Consider the following 15,151-nt stretch of genomic DNA (forward strand, 5'->3'; position numbering starts at 1 on the left):
CTGTCGGAAGAACCGTTACGACTGTCGCACAGCCTGCCACGCGCTGTAAGGGATTTGGCAACACACGATCCGGTGGTGCTTCCGGCATATGCCGTAGTCCTCGCGGGCCAGGTGTGTGGGTCCGATTCGGTACGCGTCCGGCGTGGTCAAGTCGTAGGCAGCGTACGTGACTTGATGGTCTGTCGAGGCCAGGGCGCTAGGCGCGCCTGCCCTTCGCCCTCCAGTTCGAGGGGCGTTTGTGCGAGGCCTTCTCTCCTGTGGGATCTGGCGTGCATCTCCTGTGGAACTGGCGTGCACTCTCCCGGTTCACAGTGAGCGTACGAAGTCCTTCACGTCGGCGTCGTAGAGAGTGGCCGGGTTGATCCCCATCGAGCTGAAGTTGCCCTCGATCTCCAGGCTGACCAGGCCGTGCAGACGGGCCCACAGCAGGGTGGTCCGCGCGGCGACCGCCTCTGTCACGTCCTCGATCGCGTGGCGCTTCATCCACTCCCGGAACTGCGCTGCCGAGCCGTCCGGGGCAGGCGTCCCCGGCTTCGCGAGCGCGCTCACGACGTCCAGTACGACACTTATGGCGGGCTGCGAGGCCTCGACCAGGCTCGTGGACTGGGCGTCGTAACCCTGAAGGGGCGCCCGGAAGAGGAGCCGGTAGCGGTGCGGCTCGGCCAGCGCCCAGGCGCGATAGGCCCGGGTGACCGAGGTCAGACGGGCGACCGCGTCCGGCGCGTCGGCCTCGGCCGCCTGGGCGAGGGCGGACGCCAGGTCGCCGTAGGCGTCGATGACCAGCTCGGTGAGCAGGCTGTCCCGGTTGGCGAAATAGCGGCAGAGGGCGGGTCCTGTCATGCCCAGCTGCTTGGCGATGGCGTTGAGGGACAGGGCCTCCGGGCCGCCGGTGGCCAGCTGCTCGAGCGCCGCCGCCTTTACCTCCTGTCGTACCTGCGCGCGGAACCGGTCGCGCGGGCCCGTTCCGGCACCGTCACCGGCAAGGTGATCCTCGTACCGGACCCGGCGGACGACGCGCCGGAAGCCGAGTGACATCGCCCCTCGGGGTGAGCGAGCTCCCTACCGGGACCGGACGGGCCGCGCGTCGGCGGACCAGCCGCGGTCTGCCTTCACCGCCGCCCCAGCGACCGCCTCACCACCACGCCCGGCACATTCCGCGCCGCCCGCGGAACAACCCCCCGCTGTCGCGCCTGGCGCTCGTACTCCCACGTCCGGGGCGCCGGCCGTCAGCCACGTCCGTCACGCGTAGAGGGCGGGGCGCGGGGCGAGTTCGACGGTCACCCGGCCTCCGTGCTCGAGCGACAGGACCCCCGCCTCGGCGACGGCGGACGCCGCGTACCCGTCCCAGGCGCTGGGCCCGGTGACGCGGCCCTCCCGGGTGGCGTCCACCCAGGCCTGCACCTCGCGGTCGTACGCGTCGGCGAACCGTACGAGGTAGTCCTGCGCGACCTCCTCGTAGGCACCACTGGCCGTCGTCACGACCATCGCGTGCTCGTCCCCGATCCGCGCGCTCCCGCTCTCGCAGACCGCCTCGCACCGCACCTGGTAGCCGAAGCCGGAGTTCACGAAGACCTCGACGTCGACCAGGGCGCCGTCCGCGGTCTCGAACAGCACGAACTGGGGGTCGAGCAGGCCCTCGGGGGCAGGTGAGGACGGGCGCGGGCGCAGCACGGTGACCGCCGTCAGCTCCTGGCCGAGCAGCCAGCGGGCCGCGTCGATCTCGTGCGACGCGGAGCTGTTGACCAGCATCTCCGAGGTGAAGCCGGGAGGGGACGACACATTGCGGTGCGTGCAGTGCAGCATCAGCGGACGGCCCAACCGCCCGCTGTCCAACAGGGACTTGAGCCGCTGGTACTCGGCGTCGTACCGGCGCATGAAGCCGACCTGCGTCAGCCGCCGGCCGAGCCGCGCCTCGGACTCCACCACGCGCAGCGCCCCGGCCGACTCCGGCACCAGCGGCTTCTCGCACAGCACCGGCAGACCGCGCTCGAAGGCCGCGAGCAGCGCCTCCTCGTGCGCGGGTCCGGGGGAGGCGATCAACACCGCCTGTACGCCGGGCGCGTCGAGCGCGGCCGTCACCTCGGCATGGACCGCTACGCCGTCGATTCCGGCCACGGCGTTCTTGGCCCGGTCGGTCTCCGGGTCCGCCACCGCGGCGACCCGCGCGCCACTCACGACCCGGTCGATCCGCCGTATGTGGTCGGCCCCCATGTGCCCGGCACCCAGGACCGCCACACCCACCAGTTCACTCACGCTCCGCACGCTCCCGCCGACAGCTCAACGCACCCCTTGCGATCAACAGCTCAACGCAAGCCTTGCGGGCCATTGTCGGCCGGAGAGATCAGTAACGCAGTACCCCGGCAATGCCTTTCGCGTCCGCGAGGCTGCCGTCGGGCACGAAGCGGACCTCGGCGCCGGTCTCCAGACACTGTTCGACGATCTCGTCGACGATGTCGTCGCGGGAGTCCAGGTCACCGCTCTCGGCCGGGACGAGATGGTCGCCGTCGTCGCGCACGGTCACGCGGTAGTTCTCCTCGACGGCGAGCAGCTGGATCCGGCCGTCGGAGGCGCTCTGCCAGACTTCGTCGACCCCCGCGGCGAACGCCTTGCGCCCGCGGGCCGTTTCGAGTTCCCGGGTCACCTCGTCGGTGTGCTTCCTCTCCTCGGCGGTGATCAGCGGACGTACCGCCTGCCACACGGCGTCGGGGGTGCCGTGTGCGAGGCCGCCGTGCGGGATGTGGACCGCGTCCTTGCTGACCGTGCTGATCTCGTCGAGGAAGGAGAGGGCCGCGGTCTCTCCGGTGATGTACAGCGGTCGCGGATTCTGGCGCAGGACGGCGCTCACGGCCGCGTCCGCCTCGCGCAGGAAGCGGCGGGTGTCCTCGTCGCGGAAGGTGCTCGGCACGTCGCCGATCCGCTCCTTGCGCTCCACGTCGACATCTTCGAGGTCCCTGGTCAGCGGGAAACCGCCCGAGTGGTCCTCGACGACATGACCGGCGCCGCCGCTCCACAGCGTGACCCGGTCGGCCGACACCGCGAGCACCCAGAACGGCCGATCGGAGGCCTGTGCGGCGACCAGGTTGCGGGTCAGGAAGGTGTCCGAGAGCACCACGCGCTCGGGCACGGTGCGCGCCAGCGACCAGACCTGGTGCTCGCCCGGCGCCGCGAAGATCGCCAGACCGTCCTCGGCGTGCGCCAGATCGACCTCGGCCAGCGCCTGTTCGAGCTGGTCGATGACATCGGTACGCCGCTCGCGGGTGACTGAGGGATCGGCCTCCAGCTGCTTCTTGGCCTCGGTCACCACATTGCGCAGCCGGACCGGATCCTGAGCGTTGTCGGGCTCGCGGCGATGCGTCGGCGTCAGCACCGACACCGCCGGATAGGGCCGCGGCCTGCGTAGCTCGGTGAGGGTCGCGGGGTTGAGTGCGTGCTCCATACCAGCACCATAGGACCGATTCGCGTAACGGGCATTCGATGCACAGATCGGGCATTTGGTGTATTTGATTGCTAACGTCGATCGGGTCGCCAGATGACGTTCCCCGCATCGAGATCGCCGTACGACGATGCCCGTCTCCGCAGGACGCCCATGACGCAGGCCGACACGGAAACCCAGGCGCCGCCGGCCGCCAAACTGACGCTGCTGACCCTCATCACCATGGTCGTCGGCTCGATGGTCGGTGCCGGGGTCTTCTCGCTGCCGGGGCGCTTCGCCCAGGAGACGGGCGTGGCCGGTGCCCTGATCGCCTGGACGGTCGCCGGTGCCGGGATGCTGATGCTCGCCTTCGTCTTCCAGCGGCTGGCCATCCGCCGCCCCGACCTCGACGGGAGTGTCTACTCCCGGCACGCCAGACGCCGCGAGGATGTCGGCCGGGCGACCGTCCTCGGTTTCCTGAGTGTCTTCGCCGTCTTCGCCTCGGTCACGATCGTGTCGTACGGGCTGATGCCCATGGGTGAGATCGCCGAACTGCGGCAGCCCTCCATGGCGGGAGTCCTGGAGCACGCCGTCGGCACCTGGGGGAAGGTCTTCGTCAGTGTCGGCCTGATCATCTCGGTGCTCGGTGCCTATCTCGCCTGGACGCTGATGTCGGCCGAGGTGCTGTTCGCCGCCGCCAAGGACGACGACATGCCGCGTTTCCTGGGCCGCTCCACCGCGGCCGATGTGCCGGTGCCCGCGCTGCTGATGACGACACTGCTCACCCAAGCCGTGCTGGTCGTCACGCCGTTCACGCAGGACGCGTTCAACTTCGCGCTGGACCTGACCAGCGCGCTGACGCCGATTCCGTTCCTGCTGGCGGCGGCCTTCGCCGTGAAGATCGCGCGCGGGCGGCTCAGCGGTGACCTCGTCATCGCCTTGCTCGCCACGGTTTCCACCGTGTTCCTGCTTTACGCGGCCGGGCTGAAATACCTCCTCGTCTCCTTCATCATCTACGCGCCCGCCACGGTCCTGTTCATGATGGCCCGGCGCGAGCAGGGCCGACGGCTGTTCTCGCCGCGTGAACTCGTCATCCTCGTCGTCTCGGTCGCGGGCGCGGCCCTGGGGATCACCGCCCTGGCGCTGGGCTGGATCAGCCTCTGATCCGTCCCGGCCAGTCAGACCGTACGGCCTGTCCGACCTGTCCGACCTGGAGAAAGGCACACCGTGAGCAGCCAAGACACCGCGAGCCGTCCGGCGTACGGCGTCCACTCCGAGGTCGGCAGACTGCGCAAGGTGCTGGTCTGCGCGCCCGGCCTCGCGCACCGCCGGCTCACCCCCACCAACTCCGACGACCTGCTCTTCGACGATGTGATGTGGGTGGAGAACGCCCAGCGCGACCACGCCGACTTCGTCGACAAGCTGCGCGAGCGCGGCGTGGACGTCGTGGAGCTGCACGACCTGCTCGCGCAGACGATGGCGATCCCGGTGGCCAAAGACTGGCTCCTGGACCGGAAGATCATCGCGAACGAGGTCGGACTCGGACTCATCGACGACACCCGGGCCTTCCTGGAAACCCTCGAACCCGCCCGGCTCGCCCAGTACTTGATCGGCGGTCTGGCCACCGCCGATCTGCCGGACGGGTTCCGCTCCGGCTATCTCGCGCTGGCCCGTGAGTCGACCGGCGGACGCGCCTACCTGATGCCTCCGCTGCCCAACACCCTCTACACCCGCGACACGACATGCTGGCTGTACGACGGCCTCACGCTCAACCCGCTCTACTGGCCCGCCCGGCACGACGAGACGCTCCTGATGAAGGCGGTCTACATCTTCCATCCGGACTTCGCCGGCTCCACCGTGTGGTGGGGCGACCCCGAACGGGACTGGGGCGAGGCCACGTTCGAGGGCGGCGACATCATGCCGGTCGGCAACGGAATCGTGCTCATGGGTATGAGCGAGCGGACCTCACGGCAGGCCATCACCCAGGTCGCGGCCGCGTTGTTCCGGAACGGGGCCGCCGAGCGTGTCATCGTCGCGGGCATGCCGAAGCTGCGCTCCGCGATGCACCTCGACACCGTCTTCACCTTCGCCGACCGCGACGTGGTCACTCTCTACCCGACCATCATGGACGCGGTCCACACCTTCTCCCTCCGCCCGAGCGACAAGGCCCCCGGGTTCGAACTCACCGACGAGGGCTCGCGTCCCTTCACCGACGTCGTCGCGAAGGCGCTCGGGCTGTCCGAGCTGCGGGTCGTCGAGACGGGCGGCGATGTGTACGCCTCCGAGCGGCAGCAGTGGGACAGCGGCAACAACGCCGTCGCCCTGGAACCCGGCGTGGTGATCACCTACGACCGCAACACCCAGACCAACACGCTGCTGCGGGAGGCCGGCATCGAGGTCATCACCATCGTCGGCGCCGAACTCGGACGGGGCAGGGGCGGCGGCCACTGCATGACCTGCCCCATCGTGCGGGACCCCATGGACTTCTGACCGTCAGCCCCCGGATTGCCTCGGACGGCCTCGGATCGCCTCGGACGGCCTCCGGCTCTTGAGCAAGTCCTTGGCGGACCTTTGGGCAGGGGAGCGTTCTGCGACCACCGGCTCGTCGAGTACGTCTACAACACGCCCTGGTCCCTGAAGTCCTTCGACGGCCGGGAGAAGAGCCTGTTGCGGGAGGCGACGGCGGACCTGATCCCGACGTCCGTCTATGACAGGGTCAAGAGCCCCTACCCGTCCACCCAGGACCCCAAGTACGCGACCGCCCTGCAGGGCCACGTCAAGGATCTGCTGGCACGCCCCTCGCACCCGGTCTTCGATCTCGTCGACCGGGAAGCAGCCCGCCGCGCCGCTGACCGCGACACCCCGCAGATCACGCAGGCGTCGCGGCGCGGTCTCGAACGGACCCTCGGCCTGGCGCTCTGGATGGACCTCTACGCCCCGAGCTGACGCTCAGCTGAGCCCGAGCGCCTTGTCCGCGGCGGCCACGGACGGCTTCCACCACGTCGTCACCGGCTCCCACACGAGGACGGCGCCCCCGGCGCCCACCTCGCGGGCGGTGAAGGAACGCCCGTAGAGGGCCGGGTCGGCGGAGACGGTGATCGAATCCACCCGGCGGGCCTGCGGGTCGGCCTGGTCGGCGATGGTCCGCACCGCCGCGTACGCCGTCCTGCCCGCGCCGAGCCGGTACGGCCCGCTCTCCCCGGCGGGCGTCGGCAGGGCCGCGCCGTCGAGGTCGCCGAAGGTGACGGTAGGGATCCGGTCGACGGTGCACGCGCGGCCGGCCCGGTTGGTGACGCTGATGCGCACGACGGTGGGGTCCGCGGACTGCTTGGCCCGCAGTTCGAGGGCCTTCTCCGCGCACTTCGCGGGCTGACCGGTGGCCTTCGCGGGCCGCGGGGCGGCCGAGCCGCTCTGCGGCACAGCGAGGAGCAGCGCGGTGGCGGCGGTCGACAGGGCGAGGACGGTTCGGACGCGCATCGGTGATGTTCCCCCTGGTGTGGTCATGTACGGGTGCGGCGTGCCCGGTGGAGGCGACGCCTGCCCAGTGTGACGGCCGGGGGGTACGAGAGGTTGTAGTCGGCTTGTCCGTGTCCCGTGGTTGTCGCACATCCCGCCCAGCAGGCGGGTCCCGGGTTCAGCCGTCGGACTCCCGGCCGCACGAGCTGCCGTTGTCCGGCAGGGAGCCGTACAGCAGGAAGTCGTCGATCTTCTTGTGGACGCACTTGGAGGACACGTACCCGGTGTGCCCCGAGCCCTTGTTGTCGAGTACGACGGCGGACGAGCCGAGCCGCTCGGCGGTCTCCACGGTCCAGCGGTACGGGGTCGCGGGGTCGCCACGGGTGCCGACGAGCAGCATCTTCGGGGTCTTGACGTCCCGCACCTCCTCGCGGATGAAGTCAGTGCCTTTGGGGCGGCCGTAGCACATCAGGACCTGGGTGAGCCGGAACCGGCCGAAGACGGGGGACGCCTCCTCGTACGAGGCGCGCAGCTTGTCGATGTCCTTGGCCATCTGGGCGGCGGTGGGCCGGTCGGGATCGTCCGCGCAGTTGATCGCCATCAGGGCGGCGGGGAGGTTGTCGACGGGGATGTACTCATCGTCGACGAGTCCGCCGTCCTGCCGGGCGGCCGCGGTGGCGTCGGGGAAGGAGGCGCCGCCCGACAACTGCGTGAGGTGGCGGGGGTCGCCGTCCTCGATCAGGTGATTGAGGGCCTGTTCGAGGGTGGGCCAGAACTTCTTGCTGTAGAGCGCCTGCGTGATGGCGCCGACGAGGCTCTGGCCGGAGAACTCCTCACCGAAGTCGGCCGGGACCGGGTTCGCGTCGAGCGAGTCGACGAGCTGCACGACCTTCTCCCGCGCTCTGCGCGGATCCTGCCCGAACGGACAGGCCATGTCCTTCGTGCACCAGTTGAGGAAGTCCTCCAGTGCGACCTGCTGCCCTTCGGCGGACGCCAGCCCTTGCTCGGACAGCGGTTCGGTGAGTGTGTCCACACCGTCGAACACCAACCGGCCTGTCTTCGTAGGGAATTGGGCCGCGTACACCGCGCCCAGCCGCGAACCGTACGAGAAGCCGAGGAAGTTGAGCTTGTCGTCACCGAGCGCCTCGCGCATCACGTCCATGTCCCGGGAAACGTTGACCGTGCCGATGTGCGGCAGCACAGGACCGGAGTTCTTGGCACATGCGTCGGCGGTCTCCCTCACCGCCGTGAGGGCGGCCTGCGGATCAGCGCTGTCGACGGCGGCGTCCGTCGACTCCGCGGCCGCGTACATGCCCTCACCACAGCTGACGGGCGAGGACTTGCCGACGCCTCTGGGGTCGAAGGTCACCACGTCGTAGCCGTTCGTCAGGCTCATGAAGTCCTTGTCCCTGCCGGCGAGTTCGGTGATGCCCGAGCCGCCGGGGCCGCCGAAGTTCAGCAGCACGGAACCCTTCGGCTTGCCCGTCGCCCGGTAGCGGGCCAGCGCCACGTCGAGCGTCCCGTCGGCCGGGCGCGCGTAGTCCAGCGGTACGGTCACCTTCCCGCACTGCATGTCCTTGGACATGCCCTCGCCCTTGCAGGCCGACCACGTGACCTTCTGACGGTAGAAGCGGGTCAGGTCCGGCTCGGCGGCGGCCGTCGCCACCGCGGGCAGTCCGGCAGCCAGCAGGGCCAGCGCCGCGGTCGCGGCTCCGGCGAACCTGTTGCGTTGGTGCACGGACAGCATGCAAGCCTCCCGGGACCTCCGGCGGTGGACCGGCGATACCCCCTCGAACACGATAAGCACAGGTCCGGAGCCCCGCCTCTGGGTGAGCGGACCGGGCCCGCGTGCCGCGACCTGCGCGCGCCCCGGCGGTCGCTCTTCGTGGCGAACGAGGTCGCCATGGCCATGCCGCTCTTCGGCGCGAACGAGGATCGCCATGGCCATGCCGCTCTTCGGCGCGAACGAAGTCGCCATGACCATGCCGCTCCTCAGCACGAACCAAGTCGCCAGGACGATGCCACCGACTCCGTACGAGCCGCTGCGCCCGTTCGATAACGGTGACGCTCGATGGGGTGAAAGACCGATAAGCCAGAACGTCTGATGGTGCTCACGCGTTTTACGCGATGCGGGTGAGTGCCCGCGACCATGTCTGGAAGGCAGGGAACCTATGAAACGGGTTACCCGAAATGGTTTGATCGTCGCGGCCGCCGCCTCGGGCGCGCTGGCCGCGACCGTGCCGGCGCACGCCGACTCCGCGGCGGACGGCACCGCGGCGGGCTCACCCGGGCTGATCTCCGGGAACACCGTCCAGCTCCCGGTGCACGTTCCCGTGAACGTGTGCGGCAACACCGTGAACGTGGCCGGACTGCTCAACCCGGCGGCGGGCAACCGCTGCGCGAACGAGAGCGACGGCGGCGGGGCCGAGGAGCCGGGCGGGGCGCGGGGCGGTGCCGTCGCGCACGGCAGCGGAAAGGATTCGCCGGGCGTGCTCTCGGGCAACGGCGTACAGCTCCCGGTGGATCTTCCGGTGAACGTCAGCGGCAATGCCGTGACGGTGGTCGGCCTCGGCAACGCGGTCGTGGGCAACAAGTCCACGAACACCCGCCCCCAGCAGCCCGTCGGGCCTGCCCCGAAGCCGGTCGCCCCGCCCAAGGCGCACCCGCACCCGGCGCCCCGGCACACCCCGCAGCAGCAGCCCGCGGCCTCCCTCGCCCACACCGGCACGGACCAGACGGTGCCCGGGATCGCCGCCGGCGCGGCCCTGGTTCTGGGCGGTGCCGTCCTGTACCGCCGGTTCCGGCCCGCCGCGGTGCGCTGACCCACGGGCCACCGAGGACGGAAGGCCCCGCCGGGACCGCGACCGTGGGGCCTCCTCGGCTCGTCGGGGATGGGCGTTCGCGGTACGCGCCTGCGCGCGCCTACGTGCCGACGGCTCGGCTGTGCGGGTGAGCTGGCCGAATCACTTCCCCGGCGCGACGATCGGACCCGGAGATCGGGAAGGATGCCGCGCGTGCGACCGGCCACCGCGGCGACGTGACCCCCGCGGCGGCGGCCGGTGCCGACGCGACCCCCGTACGGAATGGAGCGCCCGCATGACCTCTCCGGGACGCGAAGACCTCGTCGTCACCCAGGCCTCGATCGACGACTGGAAGGTGGTCGTCGAATGGGCGGCGGACGAGGGATGGAGTCCCGGCCTTTCCGACAGCGCGAGCTTCTTCGCCCAGGACCCCGGGGGCTTCTTCATCGGCCGGATCGGCGGAGAACCCGTCTCGGCCACCTCGGTGGTCACCTACGGCGCCGACTACGCCTTCCTGGGCTTCTACCTCGTACGCCCCGACCTGCGCGGCCACGGCTACGGCCTGGCCACCTGGAAGACGGCCCTCGCTCACGCCGGAAGCCGTACCGTCGGCCTCGACGGGGTGGTCGCACAGCAGGACAACTACCGCATGTCCGGCTTCGAACTCGCCCACCGCACCCACCGTTTCAGCGGAACCGCCCCTGTGGGGGAGACACCCTCGGGAGTCTGGCCCGCCACACCGGCCGACCGTGCGGCCATCACGGCGTACGACAGCGCCTGCTACCCCGCCGACCGCCCGGCGTTCCTGGAGTCATGGCTGACCGGCCCGGAGCACCGCACCTTCGTCCGCCCCGCCGACGACGGGCACGTCACCGGGTACGCCGTGATCCGCCCGGCCCGCGGCGTCCTGCGCGTCGGCCCGCTGTTCGCCGACACCGCCGACGACGCCCGGGCACTCCTCGCCGCGATCGCCGCCGACGCCGCCGGAAGCGAGGTCGCCATCGACGTCCCCGAGCCGAACGCGGCGGGCATCGCCCTCGTCGAGGAACTCGGCCTCGTCCCCTCCTTCGAAACGGCGCGTATGTACACCGGGCCGGTCAGGCCGTTCGCCCAGGAGCGTGTCTACGGCGTCACGACACTGGAGCTCGGCTAGCGCCCGTCCGGCCGATCAGCACCTGGCGGCGCGGAAGGCCACGCAGCGCCGCCGCGACCGGGACGCGCTGCGAGCCCCTCTGGCGGCGGTGCGGCGGGACGGCGTCAGCCGAGCGGCTCCCGCGCGCGTTGCACCGCGTCCAGCAGCGGACCGCGGTGCAGGGGACCGTGCCCCGGCAGCAGGACGTCCGCCGCGAGTGCCTCGATGTGCTGGAGGGACGCGAGGGCACCGGCGCGGTCGGTGTCGAACATCGCAGGCAACAGCTGCGGGCCCCGAATCCTCGAGGTGGGGTGGCCGCTGACCAGGGCGTCGCCGGAGATCAGGATTCCGGCGTCCGGCAGATGGTAGACGCAGTGCCCGGCCGTGTGGCCGGGCGTGTGCACCGGAACCGGACGGCCGGGCAGGTCGAGCGGCCCGGCCGCGGGAAACGCCTCGGGCCGGGTCATACGGACATCAGTCTTACCGCCGGACCTGAGGGCGTGCACCGCCCACGGCAGTACGCCGGGACGCCACGCCTGGCGCATCACCTGGCCCACGCTCACCTGGTGAAGGAACTCGCGGCGCGCGTGCGGAAGTTCGGCCTCGTGCAGGTGGACCGGGATGCCGAAGGTGCTGCTGAGGTACTCGGCGGAACCGAGGTGGTCGTTGTGCGCGTGCGTGATGAGCACGGCGCTGACGGCCTCGGGCGCGTGGCCCAGGGCGTCGAGTGACGCGAGGACGTCTTGGCGGTCGCCGGGATACCCCGTGTCGATCAGGGTGACGGCGTCGCCCTCGGACAGGACGACCCAGTTGGTGTTGCTGCCGTGGACCAGATGAACTCCGGCGGCCGCCTCTACGATCGCATCCTCACGCATGACCATCCCGACGCTTGAGATCTGTTCGCGGCCGGACACGACCACGTCAGGGCGAAGGTATCGCGAGTGCGCCCGAGGACCACCGCCGCCCTCTTCGCCAGTGCGTGCCCCCATCGCCGGCGCTCCGGGCGGCACGTCCGCCCTCGTGGCTGAGCGCGCCCCGGGTGCCACCTCAGCTTGACCGGGTGAGGCGGCCGCAAGGAATTCCGGTGCGCCGCACGCGCCGGCTTCCCTACACTCGCCACGAGATCGCGCGCCGCCGGTACGGGCGGTGCGCGGCGTGACGAGTGAGGGGAGCCGGGCCGTGCGTGAGCGCACCGCTGTCGTCGTTCCCCGATCACGGTACGAGGTGATTCTGGTGTCTCCGGGCGCCCGGTGCCGGCTGCGCGGCCGGAACCGGATGCCCGCGACGTGACGAAGGCCTGACCCCGACACGCTCCAACAGCCTGCTCACGCATGCCTGTTGGCGGTTCGGCGGGTCCGTTTCGTCCGGGAATCGCGCTGCCCCCTTCGAGATCACCGTGAAAGGCCACGGGCCGTGCGTACCAACCTGAACCGTCAACCGACCAGTCCGCTCACCGCCGTGCGCAACCTGGGCATCCTCGCCCACGTCGACGCCGGCAAGACCACTGTCACCGAGCGGATCCTGTACGTCACCGGGACCACCCACAAACGGGGCGAGGTCCATGACGGAACGACCGTCACCGACTTCGACTCCCAGGAGCGCGACCGTGGGATCACCATCTTCGCCGCGGCCGTGAGCTGCGCGTGGGACGGCCACCGGATCAATCTGATCGACACACCGGGCCATGTCGACTTCTCCGACGAGGTGGAGCGCTCGCTGCGCGTCCTCGACGGCGCGATCGCGGTGTTCGACGCCGTCGCGGGCGTCGAGCCGCAGAGCGAGTCGGTGTGGCGGCGGGCCGATCGGCACGGCGTACCGCGGATCGCCTTCGTCAACAAACTGGACCGTGCCGGTGCCGACCTCGACACGGCGGTCGAGTCGATTCGGCAGCGGTTGCATCCGGCCCCGCTGGTCGTCCAGTTGCCGATCGGCTCGGAGGACGCCTTCACCGGGGTGGTGGATCTGCTGCGTATGCGAGCGCTGGTCTGGGCCGACGGCGGCGACGCGGCCGAGGAGGGCCCGGTGCCGGAATCCCTGCGGGAGGAAGCGCGGCGGCGGCGCATGCTGCTGGAGGAAGCGGTGGCCGAACTCCACCCGGTGGCGCTGGAGGAGTTCTGCGCCCGGTCCGCGCTCTCCGCGGGGACGCTGGCCACGGCGCTGCGCGATGTGACCCGTACCGGCGAGGGGGTGGTGGTGCTGTGCGGTTCGGCCTACCGCAACCGCGGCATCGAGCCGTTGCTGGACGCCGCCGTGGCCTACCTGCCGTCGCCACTGGACGTGCCGGCGGTACGCGGCACGCACGGCGACGCCGCACAGGAGCGGGTCGCCGATCCGGAGGCGCCGTTCGCGGGACTGGTGTTCAAGGTGAACGCGACGGCGACCGGGCGGCTGACGTATCTGCGCGTGTATTCCGGAACGCTGGAGAAGGGAGAGACGGTGCTGGACGTGGGTGCGGGGCGTACCGAGCGGATCGCCCGGATCCTGCGGGTCCGGGCCGACCGCCACGCGGAGTTGGAGTGCGCGGTGGCCGGTGACATCGTCGCGGTGGTCGGGCCGAAGTCGGCCCGCGCGGGGGCGACCTTGTGCGCCCCCACGGCGCCGCTGCTCCTCGAACCGCCGGCCGTCGCCGATCCGGTCGTCTCCGTGGCGGTCGAGGCGCGCAGGAGCACCGACACCGACCGCTTGGTGTCGGCGTTGACGCGCCTGGTCGAGGAGGATCCCTCGCTGGTCGTCCGCACCGACCCCGAGACCGGTCAGACGGTGCTGTCGGGCATGGGCGAACTGCATCTGGAGGTGGCGGTGGAGAAGATCCGGCGCGCCCACGGGCTGGAGGTGGGTGTCGGCCGGCCGAAGGTGGCCTACCGGGAGACGGTCGTCCGTGGGGTGTCCGGGCTGGTGTACCGGCACGTCAAACAGGACGGAGGCGCCGGTCAGTTCGCCCACGTCGTCCTCGACGTGGAACCACTGGAGGCCGATCCGGGCAGCGTGGACGGGAGCGCGGCGGGCTTCGTGTTCCGCTCGACCGTCGTCGGTGGCCGGGTTCCGCAGGAGTATGTGCGCGCGGTGGAGGCCGGCTGCCGGGACGCCCTTGCCGAGGGGCCGCTCGGCGGTCACCCGGTGACCGGGCTGCGCGTCACCCTGACCGACGGTGCGACCCACCCGAAGGACTCCTCGGAGATGGCGTTCCGCACGGCCGGCCGATTCGCGCTCCGCGAGGCACTGCGCGCCGCCGCGATGGTTCTCCTGGAACCGGTGGTCGAAGTCACCGTCACCGTGCCCGACGACGCCGTGGGCGGGGTGCTCGGCGACCTGGCGGCGCGCCGCGGCCGGGTCTCCGGCTCGCTCACGCGAGCGGGCGCGACGGTGATCACGGCCACCGTGCCGCTGGCCGAACTCTTCGGCTACGCAACGCGGTTGCGCAGCCGCACCCAGGGCCGGGGAGTCTTCACGACCCGCCCGACCGGCCACGCCCCGGCACCGAGCCTGGCGTCCAACGGGACACCGAGCCGGTAGCCCCTACGACGGCCCCGCCCCTGCGACCGGGGCGGGGCCGTGCGACCGGGGCGCAGCCGTGCGACCGGGGCGGGGCCGTGCGTGTGTGCGCTGCTCCCGACCGTCGTCGGGGCCGCTGAAGCATGTCTGCAACAGGCCGAACAAAATTGTTGACAATCTTCTCGCCGCCGGCGACTACCCGCTGGTCGCCACCGCCGAGCTGCCCGACCAACTGGTGGCCGTCTACCGGGAGACCCGGCCCGAGGTCGTCCTCACCCACCCGACCGAGGACCCGTACAACGGCGACCACCCGGCCGCCAACCGCATGGCGCTGGAGGCCCGCGTCCTCGCCCAGGCCGTCGGCTACCCCGGCCCCGGCGAGATCATCGGCGCCCCGCCGGTCTTCTCCTTCGAGCCGCACCAGCCCGAGATGAGCGGCTTAAAGCCCGAGGTCCTGCTTGACATCACCGAGGTGTGGGAGACCAAGCGCAAGGCCATGGAGTGCCTCGGCGCCCAGCGGCACCTGTGGGACTACTACACCGACCTCGCCGTACGCCGTGGCGTCCAGCTCAAGCGCAACGCCGGCCCCAACCTGGGCCTGGCCCACAAAACCATGGCCGAGGCGTACATGCGTCCCCATCCGCAGATCGCGAAGGAGCTGGCATGAGCGGCGTGATCGTCACCAACCCGCCGAAGGCGGACGCCAAGGACGTCGAGGCGCTGGCCGGGTACGGCGTGGCCACTGTGAGCGAGGCGATGGGCCGCACCGGTCTGCGACACGCCTCCGATCGACTGAAACCGGCCATACCAGGAGTGGAGGGCTCCCGTCTGTGTGCCCTCCACCCTGGACCTTCCTCT

At 70.9% G+C, this 15,151-nt stretch carries 11 protein-coding genes and 3 pseudogenes; 8 read left to right on the plus strand and 6 right to left on the minus strand.

Going from position 1 to position 15,151, the window contains the following annotated elements; genetic code table 11:
- Window positions 1-306 precede the first annotated feature (306 nt).
- The 3 genes from C4B68_RS37140 to C4B68_RS37150 all read right to left on the minus strand — a co-directional run bounded on the left by C4B68_RS37140 (window position 307) and on the right by C4B68_RS37150 (window position 3,436).
- Window positions 307-1,035: a TetR/AcrR family transcriptional regulator gene (locus C4B68_RS37140; protein ID WP_099502229.1), complete on the minus strand. Its 729-nt coding sequence runs from the start codon at window positions 1,033-1,035 to the stop codon at window positions 307-309.
- Between the two features lie 204 nt (window positions 1,036-1,239).
- Complete coding sequence (locus tag C4B68_RS37145; RefSeq protein ID WP_099502228.1) at window positions 1,240-2,253, minus strand: Gfo/Idh/MocA family protein; 1,014 nt, start codon at window positions 2,251-2,253, stop codon at window positions 1,240-1,242.
- Window positions 2,254-2,341: 88 nt separating this feature from the next.
- Window positions 2,342-3,436: a baeRF3 domain-containing protein gene (locus tag C4B68_RS37150; protein ID WP_099502227.1), complete on the minus strand. Its 1,095-nt coding sequence runs from the start codon at window positions 3,434-3,436 to the stop codon at window positions 2,342-2,344.
- A 150-nt stretch (window positions 3,437-3,586) separates the two neighbouring features.
- Between C4B68_RS37150 and C4B68_RS37155 the strand changes: the two genes are divergently transcribed.
- The 3 genes and pseudogenes from C4B68_RS37155 to C4B68_RS37165 all read left to right on the plus strand — a co-directional run.
- Entirely contained in the window at window positions 3,587-4,576 is a 990-nt protein-coding gene (locus tag C4B68_RS37155) for an amino acid permease (RefSeq protein WP_180289268.1), read from the plus strand.
- Window positions 4,577-4,639: 63 nt separating this feature from the next.
- The gene (locus C4B68_RS37160) at window positions 4,640-5,902 is read left to right on the plus strand and encodes an arginine deiminase (protein ID WP_099502226.1); all 1,263 of its coding nucleotides are present in this window, start codon (window positions 4,640-4,642) and stop codon (window positions 5,900-5,902) included.
- Window positions 5,903-5,989: 87 nt separating this feature from the next.
- A pseudogene (locus tag C4B68_RS37165) lies at window positions 5,990-6,358 on the plus strand (asparagine synthase-related protein); the annotation flags it as partial.
- A 3-nt stretch (window positions 6,359-6,361) separates the two neighbouring features.
- Here the strand turns inward: C4B68_RS37165 and C4B68_RS37170 are convergent.
- Together C4B68_RS37170 and C4B68_RS37175 are read right to left on the minus strand one after the other, a co-directional pair.
- Window positions 6,362-6,889 (minus strand): DUF4232 domain-containing protein, encoded by a 528-nt coding sequence (locus tag C4B68_RS37170; RefSeq protein WP_099502225.1) that lies wholly within the window; start codon window positions 6,887-6,889, stop codon window positions 6,362-6,364.
- Between the two features lie 157 nt (window positions 6,890-7,046).
- Entirely contained in the window at window positions 7,047-8,615 is a 1,569-nt protein-coding gene (locus tag C4B68_RS37175) for an alpha/beta hydrolase (protein ID WP_099502224.1), read from the minus strand.
- A 424-nt stretch (window positions 8,616-9,039) separates the two neighbouring features.
- On the opposite strand from C4B68_RS37175, the gene C4B68_RS37180 reads away from it, so the two are divergent.
- Together C4B68_RS37180 and C4B68_RS37185 are read left to right on the plus strand one after the other, a co-directional pair.
- Window positions 9,040-9,690, plus strand: coding sequence for a chaplin (locus C4B68_RS37180; RefSeq protein WP_099502223.1), 651 nt, complete (start codon window positions 9,040-9,042; stop codon window positions 9,688-9,690).
- A 274-nt stretch (window positions 9,691-9,964) separates the two neighbouring features.
- The gene (locus tag C4B68_RS37185; RefSeq protein ID WP_099502222.1) at window positions 9,965-10,822 is read left to right on the plus strand and encodes a GNAT family N-acetyltransferase; all 858 of its coding nucleotides are present in this window, start codon (window positions 9,965-9,967) and stop codon (window positions 10,820-10,822) included.
- Between the two features lie 104 nt (window positions 10,823-10,926).
- Here the strand turns inward: C4B68_RS37185 and C4B68_RS37190 are convergent, their stop codons facing one another.
- A complete protein-coding gene (locus C4B68_RS37190) occupies window positions 10,927-11,676 on the minus strand; it encodes an MBL fold metallo-hydrolase (RefSeq protein WP_099502343.1) in 750 nt (249 codons plus the stop codon).
- 538 nt (window positions 11,677-12,214) lie between these two features.
- Here C4B68_RS37190 and fusA point away from each other — a divergent pair.
- The 3 genes and pseudogenes from fusA to C4B68_RS43790 form a co-directional block, all read left to right on the plus strand.
- A complete protein-coding gene (gene fusA / locus C4B68_RS37195) occupies window positions 12,215-14,314 on the plus strand; it encodes an elongation factor G (RefSeq protein ID WP_099502221.1) in 2,100 nt (699 codons plus the stop codon).
- A gap of 166 nt (window positions 14,315-14,480) precedes the next feature.
- Window positions 14,481-14,960: pseudogene (locus tag C4B68_RS37200) on the plus strand (PIG-L deacetylase family protein); the annotation flags it as partial.
- Window positions 14,957-15,109 (plus strand): annotated as a pseudogene (locus tag C4B68_RS43790) (4-carboxy-4-hydroxy-2-oxoadipate aldolase/oxaloacetate decarboxylase); the annotation flags it as partial. The pseudogenes C4B68_RS37200 and C4B68_RS43790, both read left to right, overlap by 4 nt.
- Between the last annotated feature and the right edge of the window lie 42 nt (window positions 15,110-15,151).

The organism is Streptomyces dengpaensis (assembly GCF_002946835.1).
Taxonomy (GTDB): domain Bacteria; phylum Actinomycetota; class Actinomycetes; order Streptomycetales; family Streptomycetaceae; genus Streptomyces; species Streptomyces dengpaensis.